The organism is Paenibacillus sp. DP01, from assembly GCF_044784315.1.
Lineage (GTDB): Bacteria > Bacillota > Bacilli > Paenibacillales > Paenibacillaceae > Paenibacillus > Paenibacillus polymyxa.
In genome coordinates, this window is the sequence record NZ_CP173059.1 from 4,477,419 (window position 1) to 4,492,638 (window position 15,220).

The 15,220-nt window shown below is 49.1% G+C and carries 15 protein-coding genes; 3 read left to right on the plus strand and 12 right to left on the minus strand.

Going from position 1 to position 15,220, the window contains the following annotated elements; genetic code table 11:
- Positions 1-34: 34 nt before the first annotated feature.
- The 11 genes from ACH59B_RS19615 to ACH59B_RS19665 all read right to left on the minus strand — a co-directional run bounded on the left by ACH59B_RS19615 (position 35) and on the right by ACH59B_RS19665 (position 10,838).
- Positions 35-1,123 (minus strand): Gfo/Idh/MocA family protein, encoded by a 1,089-nt coding sequence (locus ACH59B_RS19615; protein ID WP_126666254.1) that lies wholly within the window; start codon positions 1,121-1,123, stop codon positions 35-37.
- The gene (locus ACH59B_RS19620) at positions 1,120-2,271 is read right to left on the minus strand and encodes a hypothetical protein (protein WP_016818504.1); all 1,152 of its coding nucleotides are present in this window, start codon (positions 2,269-2,271) and stop codon (positions 1,120-1,122) included. The genes ACH59B_RS19615 and ACH59B_RS19620 overlap by 4 nt, the downstream gene beginning before the upstream one ends.
- Positions 2,272-2,288: 17 nt before the next feature.
- Complete coding sequence (locus tag ACH59B_RS19625; RefSeq protein ID WP_242211278.1) at positions 2,289-3,821, minus strand: hypothetical protein; 1,533 nt, start codon at positions 3,819-3,821, stop codon at positions 2,289-2,291.
- A 49-nt stretch (positions 3,822-3,870) separates the two neighbouring features.
- Positions 3,871-4,683: an ABC transporter permease gene (locus ACH59B_RS19630; protein ID WP_017427353.1), complete on the minus strand. Its 813-nt coding sequence runs from the start codon at positions 4,681-4,683 to the stop codon at positions 3,871-3,873.
- A gap of 1 nt (position 4,684) precedes the next feature.
- Positions 4,685-5,491, minus strand: coding sequence for an ABC-2 family transporter protein (locus ACH59B_RS19635; protein ID WP_016818501.1), 807 nt, complete (start codon positions 5,489-5,491; stop codon positions 4,685-4,687).
- The gene (locus ACH59B_RS19640) at positions 5,481-6,473 is read right to left on the minus strand and encodes an ATP-binding cassette domain-containing protein (RefSeq protein WP_016818500.1); all 993 of its coding nucleotides are present in this window, start codon (positions 6,471-6,473) and stop codon (positions 5,481-5,483) included. The genes ACH59B_RS19635 and ACH59B_RS19640 overlap by 11 nt, the downstream gene beginning before the upstream one ends.
- Before the next feature lie 70 nt (positions 6,474-6,543).
- Positions 6,544-7,620, minus strand: coding sequence for a BtrH N-terminal domain-containing protein (locus ACH59B_RS19645; RefSeq protein WP_167440939.1), 1,077 nt, complete (start codon positions 7,618-7,620; stop codon positions 6,544-6,546).
- Positions 7,613-7,858, minus strand: coding sequence for an acyl carrier protein (locus ACH59B_RS19650; RefSeq protein WP_016818498.1), 246 nt, complete (start codon positions 7,856-7,858; stop codon positions 7,613-7,615). The genes ACH59B_RS19645 and ACH59B_RS19650 overlap by 8 nt, the downstream gene beginning before the upstream one ends.
- 18 nt (positions 7,859-7,876) lie before the next feature.
- A complete protein-coding gene (locus ACH59B_RS19655; protein ID WP_016818497.1) occupies positions 7,877-9,253 on the minus strand; it encodes a peptide ligase PGM1-related protein in 1,377 nt (458 codons plus the stop codon).
- A 66-nt stretch (positions 9,254-9,319) separates the two neighbouring features.
- Entirely contained in the window at positions 9,320-10,513 is a 1,194-nt protein-coding gene (locus ACH59B_RS19660) for a radical SAM/SPASM domain-containing protein (protein WP_016818496.1), read from the minus strand.
- A gap of 46 nt (positions 10,514-10,559) precedes the next feature.
- Entirely contained in the window at positions 10,560-10,838 is a 279-nt protein-coding gene (locus ACH59B_RS19665; RefSeq protein WP_016818495.1) for an acyl carrier protein, read from the minus strand.
- Between the two features lie 364 nt (positions 10,839-11,202).
- On the opposite strand from ACH59B_RS19665, the gene ACH59B_RS19670 reads away from it, so the two are divergent.
- Genes ACH59B_RS19670 through nagA form a run of 3 tightly spaced genes read left to right on the plus strand, consistent with a single transcriptional unit; the run spans position 11,203 to position 14,023 of the window.
- A complete protein-coding gene (locus ACH59B_RS19670) occupies positions 11,203-12,069 on the plus strand; it encodes a MurR/RpiR family transcriptional regulator (protein ID WP_123797588.1) in 867 nt (288 codons plus the stop codon).
- A gap of 2 nt (positions 12,070-12,071) precedes the next feature.
- Positions 12,072-12,800: a glucosamine-6-phosphate deaminase gene (nagB, locus tag ACH59B_RS19675; protein ID WP_123797589.1), complete on the plus strand. Its 729-nt coding sequence runs from the start codon at positions 12,072-12,074 to the stop codon at positions 12,798-12,800.
- A complete protein-coding gene (gene nagA / locus ACH59B_RS19680; RefSeq protein WP_123797590.1) occupies positions 12,797-14,023 on the plus strand; it encodes an N-acetylglucosamine-6-phosphate deacetylase in 1,227 nt (408 codons plus the stop codon). Before nagB ends, nagA begins: the two co-directional genes overlap by 4 nt.
- A 94-nt stretch (positions 14,024-14,117) precedes the next feature.
- Here nagA and ACH59B_RS19685 read toward each other — a convergent pair whose 3' ends face one another.
- Positions 14,118-15,098, minus strand: a complete 981-nt coding sequence (locus ACH59B_RS19685; RefSeq protein WP_123797591.1) for a YhcN/YlaJ family sporulation lipoprotein — start codon at positions 15,096-15,098, stop codon at positions 14,118-14,120.
- Between the last annotated feature and the right edge of the window lie 122 nt (positions 15,099-15,220).

Below are 15,220 nucleotides of genomic sequence, written 5' to 3' on the forward strand. Positions count from 1 at the left end.
CTCGAATTTCACCGATTGAAAACCACAATCATACTCATATGGCATAGATCGCCTCGCCTGAGCGTGCTGCTTGATGAATAGCTGCCAGCAGTCTGACGCGTTCAGCAGCCTCATGAAATGGAATGGGCTCCGTTTCACCCCGGATGATGCTGCAGAAGGCATCCAACTGATTGACATAATAGTTCATGGGCTCAAAAACCGTTTTGCTATGCGAGGATGTCTGTGATAACAAGGACTGTGCTGCCGTATCTGTTATATTCACCGCGATATCCTTCTTTATTTCCGTCTTGAGTGTCATTTTATAAAAGCCTAAATTCGCCCGAAAGCAATCCTTTAAGGTGACTACTGCCGAATCAAAGGTCAGTACATGAGCACAGCGATAAGGTCGCTCAAATGAGAAGAGGGCAGATGCCTCTAGTCCGCTTGGGTAACGGGCTTGTGCACGAAATGTCCAGTCACAGCCATGGGGGCCATCGAAATCCGATTGACTGTGGAATTCCGCCTGCTCCAATCCAACGACGGCCTGAAGCAATTGGAGCCAGTACACACCCAGATCCCAAAAGCAGCCCCCGCCTTGCTCCGGTCGGGATCGGTAATTGTCCGCATGCCCTTCTTTTGCCGGAATGCATAGACTCGTCTCTATGGAGCATAAGCGACCATAGCGACCCGATTCTACGATTCTGCGCAGCTCACGTTGCCAGGGATGATGCTGCACCATGACTCCCTCCAGCAGATAAGCGTTGCACTGGTCGACGATAGCTGCCAAAGGAGCCAGATCAGCCGTATTCAGGCATAACGGTTTTTCCACCAGCACGTGCTTATGAGCTTGTAAGGCTCTGCCAATCCACTCAGCATGTAAATCGTTGCTGAGCGCAATATATACAGCGTCGATGTCTGGGTCTTTTAACATATCCTCAGCATGTTGATAAACGACATTGACTCCATAACGCTCTGCCATTTCTTCCGCCTTGGCAACCGTACGGTTCGCAAGCGCGGTCACGCGTGCTCCTGCAACATGTCGGATCGGTTCCAGCAACGCACGAGGGGCAATGGCAGAACAGCCAATGATCCCAAAGCGAATATCTGGCATCGCAGATTCTTGCGCAGCCGCGGCCGCGTTCATGATCCCTGCTCCATTCCTGATGGCACTTGAATGCTCTTCACATAGGACTCTATATAACGCGGCGTCCGACTGCGCAGCTCTACGATCCTCCGATGCATTTCCTCCAGAATCTGAGCACTGGCGCCATAGGTTCCAATCCACGTCTCGTAGCGCATGCCTAACCCCAGACGTTCCCATAGATCCGCATTATGCTTCTCATGCACACCAAACGGCTCCAGCATAATCAACGGAGTAGCTGTAGCGAACGAATCGGTCAGGCTGCCGCCACCGGGCTTGCTGACAATGGCCTGGGCATGACATGCTCGGTCCAGCATGCAATGGTAATCCGGTCCGACCTGATACACCGTTTCCTCACCCATTTTCACCTCTCCGAAAGGTGGAAATGTATGCTCCCCGGCTTCATTTCGTTGCCATGTTCTCCATTGCGGGTCCATCCGAAAATAGCGTATACTGTCCCGCTGTTCATCTGGCTGATCCTGATCATACAGCAGCAGATCCAGTTCCCAGCCCGCTTCTGCCAACCGTCCAACCTTCTCACGGTAGGTGCCCATCCCCCAACCGCCGCCATGTACGAATAAGCGGGATTGCCGTGCTTCAAAAGGGATATGCTCCACTGCTGGGATGTCAATATAGTGGCTGACTCTATTTTTATCATTTTCAAACAGGGTCGTTTCTCCACAGCCATCAGCAAAATGCGGATGATGCTTGGCTAGATTTTTCCAAGAAGGAGAAGGTGTCGAATCCATATACACGATGTCCACATACACCGACTCCGGCTCTCTGCGCCTGCGATACTCCTCCAGTACATACATCCAATGACCGGATAAGCATATAAAATACCGCCGATCCTCTTCTATCCATTGGTTCAGCAGTACTTCCATCGCTGCGGGGTCCAGTGAATGACGCATATCCTGCGGAACCTTTTGCGACATTAAGGCCACTGCAAAATTGTCATGATAAGCTTTCCGACTTTTGTCGACCTTGAGACGGGCCGATTCTGGCAGTACATTTTCAAATACATGGATCGCCGTATCCATGCCCAGCTTGCGAAGACCTGCTTGCAGCAGCAAGCCAGGGGTATAAAAGCCCAATCCGAAACCGGAACACAAAATCGTTACCTTCATAAGCTTCTCCGTACTCTTACGCATGCTTATACGCCTCCCGTTTAATTCAGCACTGTAAAATGTCGCTCTGCCAAAAAACGCTCCAGCTTGGTAGTCAATCGTATTTTTTCCTCATCGCTCGCAGCAACCAGTTCCAAATAAAGCCGGCCTTTGCCTCGTGCCCGTTCATTTCCGTCAGCTTCTTGTTTACCATTCAAATCAGGCTGACTCATGCCGTTCCCTTCTGGTCCGCCATCGCTGGCTCCAATCCCACTTACGCGAACCTGCTTGGCAGATGACCTGCCTCCGCGCCCGGTTGTGTTTCTGCTTGGCGTGGTTGTATGACCTACAGTCTTGTTTTCACCGTCTCGTCCACCTGTGTTTACATATAACGTATTGGCTCCCAGAGGCATGACACCTTCCTCACGCTCACCTGTGAATAGCAATCCTTCATCTTTCAGCCCTTCCAGCAATTCCTCATAGGATAGACTGCCATCATGAGACAGTGAATAATTCGTCAGCGTGCCATGCATATTTTTCCCGGCCAGATAGGTATCGAGCTGATGCTTGATCAAACTCATCGACTTTCTGGCATTAATTTCGATAATGGGCTCCAGCTTCCCGCCGCGAAGTGTCATGGAGTCAATACAAACATCGCCATAATATCCATCCCGATACAATTGCTGTCCCACGTCCTGCATCAAGCTAAAATAGCCGTCCCGCTCCAGGCGCTCCATAAAAGTCCTGTCCGGCGATAGGGATTCCCGATAGGCGAATTGAGTATTAGCCAGCCATTGCACAGATATAATGTCTACACGTCCATCATCGCTAATCGTGAATTGGCATGAAAAATCCTGCTCTTTCTCCAGGAAAGGCTCCAGCAGGAACAGCACCCGTTTGCCTTTGCGCTCCTGTCCACGTAAATATGCTACGACCCGGTCCAGCATTTGTGTCGAGGTAATGTGTAGATTGCCTTTGCCCGATACGCCAAAATCATCCTTGATTAAAAAGCTTCCATCCCGCAGCAGTTTACGTCCTGCTTCAGCGACATCCGCAAACGAAGTCACAATATGGCCTGGATTGCGCAGACCTAGATTGCGTTTTAGCTCAGAGGAATAGGTTTTGGCATTTACCTTGCGAATGGTTTCCAGCGGTGGCTGATGCAATGTAATTCCCCAAGCACGTGCGGCCTCCTCCACATGCGGCAACCCCGCAAATGGACTAAGCACACAGCCCTCCAGCTGAGGAAAACCTTCATCGGCATCCATCTTGCGACTGCTCAGTAGCTCAAAAACAGATGCGGCCGACACATTGCCCGCCTGTTCCATTCCGTCAGTCAAATCCCGTTCGTTTACAGCCGGATGAAAGCCTAGCTGCGCGATATACTGACGGTGCACAGGTGAAATGGCATAACGTGTCAATAAGGCGTCTCCCGGCTGGCAAAAGCTAAACAGCAATTCATCCATAGCTGCTACTATGGCCGAAGAAGCCCGGTCAGGCAGGGCGGGTAGGGAAGCTAGCTCGGTATCTCGCCAGTAAGCCTCCGCTTCGAACGTGCCCATATATAAATGACGCTGGTTCGGTATCGCATTCATATGATTCGCTTCCTTTCCTGCTTCATTATGAACCTACTACACGGTAGCCCTACTGGCTCGCGCTCGTATAATCACGTAGAGCAAACTGCCATATCAAGCGGATAATCGCCAGCAGCCAGAGAGGTGCGAGAAATGCCCATAGCATCAAACCGGGTTCCATTTTGCCGAGAATGAACATGGGCGGAAAATTACAGATGACAAACACCGGAAGCACAAATAAGCCAATACGCTGAATCAGGTTACTGTACACGGCCATCGGCACATAGTTTGTCTCGAAAATGCTGTTGGATAGCTCTGTAACACCGTTCGTGCGGATAATCCAGAAGGCCAGCAATTGGGGCAGCAAAAACACGGAGTATGCCGTAAGCACTCCACATCCGAGCAGCACAGCAAATCCTCCCACGGTTTCCACATCAAATGGCAACCCCAGATGATACCAGCCAATGCCTGTCATGATTCCACCGCCCACGACATTCGGCACAGTATAGCCCAGTTCAAATTGACGCAGTGTCACCATAAATTGCAGCGATACTGGTTTGGTCATGAGCACGTCCAGTGAGCCAGTCCGAATTTTGTCAGGCAGGCTTGTAAAATTACTGTAAAATAATCCACTATAAAATCCGCTCATCATCGTAAACACGCCGATATATAAGAGCATGGCATCGGGAGACCAGCCGTTAATGTCCGTCCCAGCGCGATATGGAAGCGATGCGTATAGCAGCTTGATAAATAAATAAGCGGTTTCAACCAGGCATGCACTTATAAAATTAGTGCGGTATTCCATTTGCGACATGACGGAAAACTGGACAAATTTCCAGTACAGTCTGAGGTAACGTCCAACGTTTCGAAAAACATTTTTCATGTTAACCTCCCACCGAGACAAAGCGTTTGACTCCGGCTTGCCACACCCAGCGCGATACGGCCGCCAGCACTGCAATCCAGATCCATTGCACGCCAATGCCTTCAGCGGCTTCCAGCACAGTCAGCTTGCCCGTCAACGCATTCACCGGAAAAAATACGGTATAGCTGAACGGCAGCAGACTGAACAAACGGGCCAACGCATCTCCAAAAATCGTCAGCGGAAACACAGTACCGCTAGCTACATAAATGACAAGCGACACCGTATAAAAAAGTCCCGCCGATTCTGTCATCCAAAAAGCTATGCCACTCAGCGCATAATAGACCACAAAATTAAGCACAAGTGCTCCCGGCAACGCCAATATGTAAAGCAGGATGTACGATAGCTCGAAGCTAATTTGTCCTTCCAGGCTAAGGCATAACAGCAAAATAGCAGCCGCCAGCAGCACAACTGCGGACTGTATGACTTTGCCTCCAATAAACCGGCAAAAACGGTAGGCAAAATAATGTACAGGCTGTACCATGAATTTTGCCAGTCCACCTTCCTTGATATCTGTAGCAATTTCGTATTCAAAGCCTGTAGCAATCAGTTTTCCAGTTACTCCCGCCATAACCACATACACCAGCATTTCCGGCAGAGAATAGTCCACCACTCTTGCTTGTCCTGAAGAACCGAATACCGCAAGCCAGAGAAAAATTTGTGTCATGATCGGTAGCATAAATCCCGCCATTTGTAGCCAATAATTGGCTCGATACTCCATTTCGTTTTGCATACCAAGCTGGAGCACCTTCACATATTTGTTATTTCGCATCGGCCAGCCTGCCCCCATCATACAAATTGGCTATCCCCTCTTCCAGCGGGACGTCCTCAATCGTAAAATCAACGACAGGCAGTGCATCCAAAATCTTTTTGGACCAAGTCAACGTATCTTCTGCGTCCAGCTCAAATACCGCCTCCAGCTCCGAGTTGGAGCGAAGCTTGCCGAGCCCCGCCAACGTCAGGTTGGATACAGGAGTCTCCAGTCGAACCTTGAGCAGTTTACGAGCACCCATGACCTCATTCACCTTGTGCAAGTCTCCGTCATACACCAATCTGCCCCCACTGATAATGATGGACCTAGTGCATAAATCCTCAATGTCCTTCATGTAGTGGCTTGTCAGCAAAATGGTCGTCCGGTGTGTACGATTATAAGCTTTGAAAAACTCCCGAATCCGCCGCTGAGAAACAAGGTCCAATCCGATGGTCGGCTCATCCAGTAAAATGACTCGTGGGCGATGCAGCAGCGCGGCGATTAGTTCCATTTTCATACGCTCGCCGAGCGATAGTCGCCGCACCTGCACATGAAGCTGCTCCTCCACCCCAAGCAGAGTGACCAGCTCATCCAGCGCCTCTTTATAACGGTTATCATCGATTTCGTAGATAAGCTTGTTCAGCTCGAACGACTCGCTTGCAGGCAAATCCCACCAGAGCTGGTTTTTCTGTCCCATTACGATGGAAAACTGACGTTTAAACTCCTTTTGGCGCTTCCACGGGGTAAAGCCGAGTACCGATGCCTCCCCGTCTGTGGGATGGAGAATGCCGGACAGCATTTTGAGCGTCGTTGTTTTGCCCGCCCCGTTTGGGCCAAGAAATCCGACAATCTCACCTTCCTCAATGCTAAAGCTAACATCCTGCACAGCCTTTTTGGTCAGCTGTTCACGCTTAAACAAATTTTGTAACGATTTGCGCACGCCCGGCTCCTTTTTGTAGTACGTAAACGTTTTCGACAATTGGTTTAATGTAATGGACGGCAATGAATTCCCCTCCTCTTTCCTCTGTGCGTGATACCTGGATGAACATGCCTGATATAGCCGAATGCTTAGACTACTCGGCTGCTTGCTCAGCTAAAATCATCAATTCCTCCAGCATATGGCGCTGTCTTTCAATCAATTGCAGAGCCCGCTCTGTAATCTCAGGCATCCGATGCTTGCGCAGTTGGAGTCCTGTTTTGTAAATATGCAGATTAAGCTTGTGCCAATCCCTGTGAAGTGCCTGCGCCAATTCAATGACATGCTGGGTTTGCGGCCCAAGCGTATCTTGATGCAGCCGGCAATAATCAGCTGTATAATCTGTCAAATGAAGAGCGCTGCCTAATCGCAGATTGTAATAGATTTCATGACAGTACGTCCGAAACTCCTGATCCTCCATGTCTTCTAACAGATGGAAGTCATCGACAAATGACCGGTAACCTGCATCTCCCCGCTTGACCTGCTGATCTGTTGCAACTTTCTCACCCGTCACATACTGACGAATATGGTAAGCACACGCAGCATGCAGCTCCCTTGGCGAAAGCGGGACAGGCTGCTCCACTAGCCATGCATACTCAATAATGCCCTGCATGAGGTCGTCGAGCCGGGCTGAGCCCACATAAGTCATCGCATGTCCCGAGGAATCGAGCAGGAAGCTATCATTCACCTGTGCCGTCCGTTCTTGCAAGTCCAATCCGCACAACTCAATCACATGGCCCCTTGGGTAATTTTTCACATATACGTCGTGATAGGTTAAAGCGGTGCTGGACGTATGCAGCATCGTACCATAGCCGGATGTGAGCACCTGCAACAGGTCGGTTTCATTGCTGACTCCTTCGATCCACGGTTCTACCCGAATAACCGGTCCGCCACTGGCGGCCATTTCTTGAAGCTGCTCCGGATATTTCTCCGGTCCGAAGCGCTTCAAATCTCCACCATACTCTGCGCACATACTCCCACACAGCATGAACAGCTCAGCTTCCGCCATGTTCACCCCATACCTCCGCAATGAAGTACGCAGGGAAGAATATACACAATGTTTCCCTGGGAGAGCGTTTGCGATTTCTTCTGCACTATGGTCAACTATGGAATCATGACGAGTTCCCATATCGGATTGCAGCCTAGGTCTTGTCTGTTCAGCGCCCTTATGCATATTTGCCCAGCAGACGCTCAATGCCTTGCAATGTAGACAGATGCTCCAGCACCAAATCGTCGTCCTCCATCGTAATATCAAGCTCATTTTCTAATTCAACAATTAATTCAACAGCAGATAAGGAATTCAGCCCCAAGGTTCGCAGATCCTGATCCGGAGTGAGCTGTTCCAGCTCGCCGGGAGCCAGCTTCAAAACCTTTTCCAGTAAAGGTACTACATGGTATACGTCTGTTTTCATTCTCGATTCCCTCCTAATTTATGAGCATCCTAATCCAGCAATGATACCTTCCAATTTGTGCGCATAAGCATCAGCTTCCTGCCAGCTGTCTGCCAAAATAAGTGTAAAAATCCGGTTCACATAGCCCCGCTTCACAGGAATACCAGACAAAGTGCCCGCCGTATAAACAAACACCCCTTCAGGTCGCTCGGGTGTATATAGCAGGCCTTCCTCCGCCAGCAACCCGCACAAACGGCTGTAGGTGAGAGGTGTAGTGGTCACGTTGCGATAATAACGGGACAAGGTCTTATGCTGTTCTCCCAAGACAGAGGACAGGAACGAGATGTAAGTAGACAGGGTAAATCTGCCGTTAATCTCGATCACTGGAACCAGCAAACCATCTTCGTCAACAAAACCGTCAATGGAGGCCATTCCCGTATACCCGATGGAATAGAGATACGTTCCCAACTGATAAGCGCATCGTCTCACTTCTTCCTCCAGCGTTTCGCCAATATCAGCGGGAACCTGGGACCCGATATAGACTGTGCCGTCTACGTTTTGCCTTTTTAGTGAAAACATCGTCACCCCACCGCCCTCGTCAATGCAGAGCTGGTAGTTCAGATCCATTTGCTTATTGTGCCAGCGCTCCACCAGCCAGCCGCCAGAAGACGATGACGAGCCGCCGAAGCGTCTCATCACACTCAGCAGTGTATCCAGCTTGGACAGCTCGTCCAGCATATACATGCCTTGTCCCGAGGCACCGTGCGGCTGCTTAATAATCAGCTTCACGGGCTCGTCCGATAAGCCAGCCAATCTCTCACATTCTCTGCGAATTGCCGCTTCATCTGCACACACAGCGCCTTCACTGACAGCAAAACCAAGCTTTTGTGCGGTCAGACGGCTAAATATTTTATCATTCACCTGGGCGCACACCGCAGATGGAGCGCCGATCAGCTCCAGCCCGCAACGCTCCGCAATCGCTTCCTCCTGCGGTGTGACCGCATAGGGTACGAGCCATGCTTTGGTACCACCGCTGCTATGGCCTGCATCCGCAACCGCGCGTAATCGTGCCAAAAGCGCGTCATCCGCCAGTACCAGCTCTGAAATCGGCGTTAGCGGATCAGAGGGCTCTGGTACCTCAATACGCGGCAGGCTGAAGCCTAACCGCTGAAGCATGTCCAGAAATGCCTCATCCGGCTGTTCACGGAGTACAATGACATCCTGACTTCGGCATAGCAGGAGATTCATTTCCTCCATCCGGTTTACAACCTGCTGTTCATCCCGGTCTACCATGCCCCCCTTCCGGGGGGATGGATGCCACACTTGCTCTGCGCCGATATTAAACAGCCAAATCAGGACCCCATGATCCCGTTCATGAGCAAGTGCTTCCACAAGGTTAATCGTTTTAGTCGTCACGTCTTGTCATCATCCCTCTCTCTTCCATCTAGTAGCGAACAATATCCATAGGAGATCCATAGGAAACTAAATGTATTTCAGAGAGCCTGCCCCGTGCAGATACAGTACACTGCATTTGGAGCACACCGGCGTCAATCCTTCATGGTTAATCTTTTGACGGGTTTTTTCATACGCATCCGAGTTCCATATTTCCTTCAGACTGTGCTCACGCAAACTTCCAATTGTGAACTCACTGAAAAATTTGCAAGGCATAACCTTTCCGTCTGGTAAAATATCTGTTCTGGAGGTGAGCGCCAAGCAATGATTGGAACAACGGCTGACCATTTCCTCGCCATGTATAAATTTATCAATTTCCTCATAATCCAAGCCGGGCTGATAGCGCACGCGAATGTTCCATACCCGCTCATTGATCCGCTGTAATTCCTGCATCAGAGGGTCAATGTTAGCCGGGTTGATTTTATATTTGAAAGCATGCCAGCTACTAATATTTTTTTCTTCAAGTTGTCGGAGCCAGGAGAAATTACGTGTAAAATATTCATCCATTTTAAAGGAGGTTTCTTTGGAAATGTACCAGGGGAACGTCAGCAGCACCAGATCCAGCCTCTTGTCCTCCAACATTTGCAGAAATTCGTACATCCGTCCGATCATGTTATCGTTAATGACCGCATGGACAGTTACCCGTCCCTTGTACAATCCCTGATCGCGAAGTTCAATCAGCTTATCCATCTGCCGCATTGTTTTTTGAAAGGTGCCTTTACCGCGTATTAAATCGTGTTCTCTTTCAAAACCTTCAATCGCTATTAACAATTCCAGATTTTCAGACAAGTCCAAAATCCGGTCCAAATATTTATCAATGAGTAGTCCATTTGTACAAAAGGTCATTTCACGCCGATCTTCCGCCAGCACGTCCAAAATTTCATCAAAGCGCCGGTGAAACATCGGTTCACCACCCCACATGTACAGTCGGGACTTAACCTCCTTCGTTTCGCTCAAAATCTGCCGGAGCATGTCCGGGGCAAGATCCATATTCTGTTCTTCTTTATCCATCTGGTGATGATAGCCTTCCTCGTTCCATTCAAAGCAGTGCGTGCATCTTAAGTTGCAACGGTTGGTCAGCTTAATACCGATCGTCTGGGGCATGTCCGTTTTGAAAGCAGGGTCCTGTGTTGCGTTACGATAAGACACGGAAGCGTTTTTCAGGTTACGCTTGATGAGCTTGAAAGCCTTCTCATCAATCAGCACATTGCTTTTGGGCTGCATGCTAACACCTCGTTTAATGGATTTTCAGGCAAAGTCTACCCTACGTTCAGACTGTCTCCATACCTTCCGGGTGCGGCACTTGCTCCGCATCGCTCATTTCTTGAATGTAACTGCAAAACGCATCTACTGAACGGAGATGTTCCAACTCAAAGGAATCAAAATCAATCTCCACATCAAATGCATCCTCCACTTGCAGCATGAAATGAACCAATTGCAACGAATCTAGTCCTGCATCATGAATAATGTCCGAATGTCCATCCAGCTTAGCGACCAATTCAGGATCTTCCTTGACCGCGCTGATCATTTCAATCACTTGGCTTTGCATAGCAAACTCCTCCTTGTGAATGAGATACTACTCTTCCGTCCAACGATGCCGTCTAAAAAGCTCCTAGAAAATTTCCTTGCTTGGAACTATATTCAATTATACTCCTCCATTGAAGAGACAAGTCAATAGGTTGTTTTGTAAGTAAAAGTCGCAAGATGTAAATTAATGTATGATTACTTCTACAAATTTTTCTGCATTCATTATTCATTTTATAGAAGCTACACTTGAAAGCGATCAGCCTCTCTCCTCTTGTATGAAGAGCGTAATTATTTTACAATATACACGAAAATATTTTTCTTTATTTTATTGAATTAAACGATACTTTTTTTCATAAAAGCATTATATAGCTAAAGGAGCACAGCCCATGTCCCCCATTCTTCATACATTATCCCATCGACTGGAGCAGTTGCCCGTACAAGAGCGTAAGCTGGCGGAATCTATCCTGCAAGCCCCGGAGAATGTGCTGCACCTGGGTATTCGGGAACTGTCAGAGCGTTGTGGTGTGAGTGCCGCAACCGTTACACGGTTTTGTAAATCACTCCATTTTAAAGGGTATCCCGATTTCAAAATGAAGCTGGCCGCCGAGTTGTCCCATTCCAACCTTACAGGTGAAGAATCCTACCAGGACATTGTGGCTGGAAATTCACTTTCCCGCATCGTGCAAGCTATTCAGGCAAACCATACTGCCTCCATCGCGGACACGACCCGGCTGCTGGATTTCGACAAGCTGGAGCAGGCCATTGCATGGCTGTCAGCCACAAGCCGTATTGATCTCTATGGGATGGCGACATCCTCGATTGTGGCTCAGGATTTTTACCAGAAGCTGATCCGTATTGGCAAGAATAGCACTGCCTTCGCGGATTCTCACATGCAGATCACCTCTGCCTCCTCGCTCGGAGCGGAGGATGTAGCCTTTGCCGTCTCTTATTCAGGAGAAACCCAGGAGACGATTGCGGCTCTCCGCTGTGCAAAGGAACAAGGTGCTAAAACATTATCCCTGACCTCCTTCGGAAACAATACGCTGGCAAGCCTTGCGGATATTGCGCTATTTTCCTCTTCGTTGGAGGAAGGAATGCGACGTGGAGACATGGCCTCCCGCATCGCCCAGCTTCATATTATAGATATCCTGTTTACAGGTATGGTGAGCGCTAATTTTGACAAATATATTCCGAGATTGGAAGGTTCATATCAACAAGTGAGTAAGCTCAAAAAACAACCAGGGGGTCACTAAAGATGAACATTCGCATTTTGAACAGCCGTGAGGACCTGAACGCTACTGCTGCCGCTGTGATCGCCAGCTTGCTGCTGTCCAAACCACAAGCTATGCTGGGCTTGGCCACCGGTAGTACGCCGATAGGCATTTACCGACATCTTGCAGATATGTACCGCAAGGGACAGGTGAGCTTTGCACACGCCTATTCCGTCAATCTTGATGAATACGTTGGCCTTGCCCCAGAACATCCGCAGAGCTATCGCAGCTTTATGAATGAGCACTTGTTTCAGCATATCGACATTCCCATATCTCATACACGCGTCCCTAACGGGGATGCACTAGATCTCACAGCAGAATGTGCAGCACACGAGCAGGCCATTTTGGATCATGGACCTGTAGATCTCCAATTGCTTGGCATTGGTCATAACGGTCATATCGGCTTTAACGAACCCGGTCACAGCTTGACCGGAGCCACACATGTTGTAGATTTGAAAGAAAGAACGCGCTCAGCGAACGCCCGATTTTTTGGTGATATAGATGCAGTCCCCAGACAAGCAGTGACGATGGGAGTTGGCACCATTCTGAAGGCGAAGCAAATTATGCTGGTGGCCTTTGGCGCAGAGAAGGCCGACATTATAAGGCAGGCTTTAACTGGCCCCGTCACAACGGAGTGTCCGGCTTCCCTGCTGCAATGTCACCCCGATGTGCTTATTTTATTGGATCAGGAAGCAGGAGGATGGTTCAAATGAAGTCAGATGAACTGAACGGTAACATACCGCAGCTATTGTATGGTCAAGTCGTCGTTGGGAATGACATCATCGACAACGGAGTTGTCATCATTGAGGGGCAATCCATCGTATACATTGGTTCTGAGGAGGATTTGCCCGTGGATTGGACCTCAGTGGTCTTGGGCAATCCGGAAGAAGGTGCCACACAAGCGGCGAATATTGTTCGTCTGGAAGGGGGTTACCTGCTACCAGGCTTTATCGATATTCATGTTCACGGCGGCAACGGTGAGGACTTTATGGACTCAGATTCGAGGGTGCTGGATGTCATCACCTCCTTTCACAGTTCGCAAGGAACGACGGCTATGCTGGCTACCACGATGACCGCGCCCAAGGAACGAATTGATCAGGTATTAAGAGAAGTTCACACATACATGGCACTTCCCATGCCCCATGCTCAGTTGGAGGGGGTGCATCTGGAAGGACCGTTCATTAGTCCGAACTGGGCAGGAGCACAAAACCCGGAACATATCGTGCCTCCGAACCTCGCTTGGGTGGCAGAATGGGAGCAGTGCTATCCGGGCCTTGTTCGCCAGGTCACACTTGCGCCTGAACGAAAAGGCGCCCTTGAGCTCATCACATGGTTGCGTAGCCACGGCATCACCGCGGCGCTCGGTCATACGAATGCTACGTATGAGGAGATTGAACAGGCAGCATCGGCGGGCCTGAACCATGCAGTCCACACCTTTAATGCCATGACTCCGCTGCATCACCGCAAGCCGGGAGCTACGGGAGCTGTACTCGCTGATCCGCGCATTGAAGCAGAGATCATCGCAGATGGCATTCATGTGCATCCTGCCGCCATTTCCCTGCTTGCCAAATTAAAGCAGGACCATAATCTCATCCTCATCACCGATGCCATGTCTGCTACTGGACTGGAAGACGGTCATTATACACTCGGCGATTTGCCAGTGATTGTACAGGACGGTGTCGCACGATTGGAGGATGGCGTCACTTTGGCAGGAAGCACCCTAACGATGATTGAGGGCTTCCGCTATCTCGTTCAACATGTAGGCTTGAGTATTCCCGAGGCATCACAAATGGCCAGCCTGAATCCAGCTCGATCCCTGAACATAGCTGATCGGACAGGTTCACTTGAAGCAGGTAAACAAGCAGATGTCTTGTTGCTGGATGCTGACTTAAATCTGCAAGGGATATGGATTAAAGGAGTTCGCAAATCGTTATAGTTATATAATCCCCGCAAAAGAAAGAGCTATTCCATCAGCGTAATTGCCGAGATGGGATAGCTCTTCTTTGGATATTCACATTTAAGGGTTTGAATTAGCGATGATTCATTGGTGCGGGCGTATTATTTTGTGGACGTGTTGGTGTATTTTGCATTGGACGGTTTGTATCTGCCGCCGAAGTCGGGAATACACGTTCAATCACATCCACCATTTCATTGCTCAAGCCTCTGATCGGATGACCATTTTGTACACTGTGTGTAAAGTCAGAGGTTTGTTTAACAAAGTCCGGGTTAGCCGATACATGCACCTGTTCAATGGAAGGAGCAAATTGCTTAATCTTGTTAGCAATACGACTCTTGACTGCATCACTTGGTTCATATGCAGTTCTTGCTCCCTCGATGGTGTTGTTGCCGTTATCTGTGCGATTGTTGTTGTTCGTCAAGCCACGCAACATACCATACGAGCCTGTACCCATTGTTCCGTACAAACCGTCGTCACGACGTGCAGGTGTTCCAATCCCGGTAACTCCATTATCTGTCATTCCAGGCGTTGTAGTACCTGTAGTACGGTTCCCTCTAGTGCCATTCACGCCATTCACACTCGGTACATTTCCGTTACCCCCAATACTATTAGCACTTGGAGTACCGTCAATGCTTGGAGCATTGACACCCGTTCCGTTGGCTTGGTCTTTCAAGGAAACGGCTACATAGGCATGTCGTTCACCGACCAGCACTGTCGCAGACTTTACATCCGGCATCTCGGATATACGTTTGGACAAATTGCGATCGACTTGCAGATTACGGATTGGGTGTCCGGTTCTGTTGCCATTTTCATTCAGTGACATTCCGTCCATACCATTGGATTTTACCCCATAACGATTTACACCGTCCATACGGTTTACACCGTCTAAACCATAACGATTCACACCATCCATATTAGGCGTGCTTTGCGCATTATAGCGGGTAGCGTTCGTACGGACGTTATGATTTGCAGTCCCACATCCTGTCAAAGCAGCCATGCTGGCAAGTAAAGCAGCAGAAATCGTCAAACTGATGACCTTCTTAGTTCCTGGCATGAACTCATCCTCCATACATATAAAATGTGTGACGAGATTAGCATGCGCCATCAATCTTAGGGATATCCTGACTAAAAAATGACTAAAAAAATAAAATTTTAATGTAAATATGAAATACAATT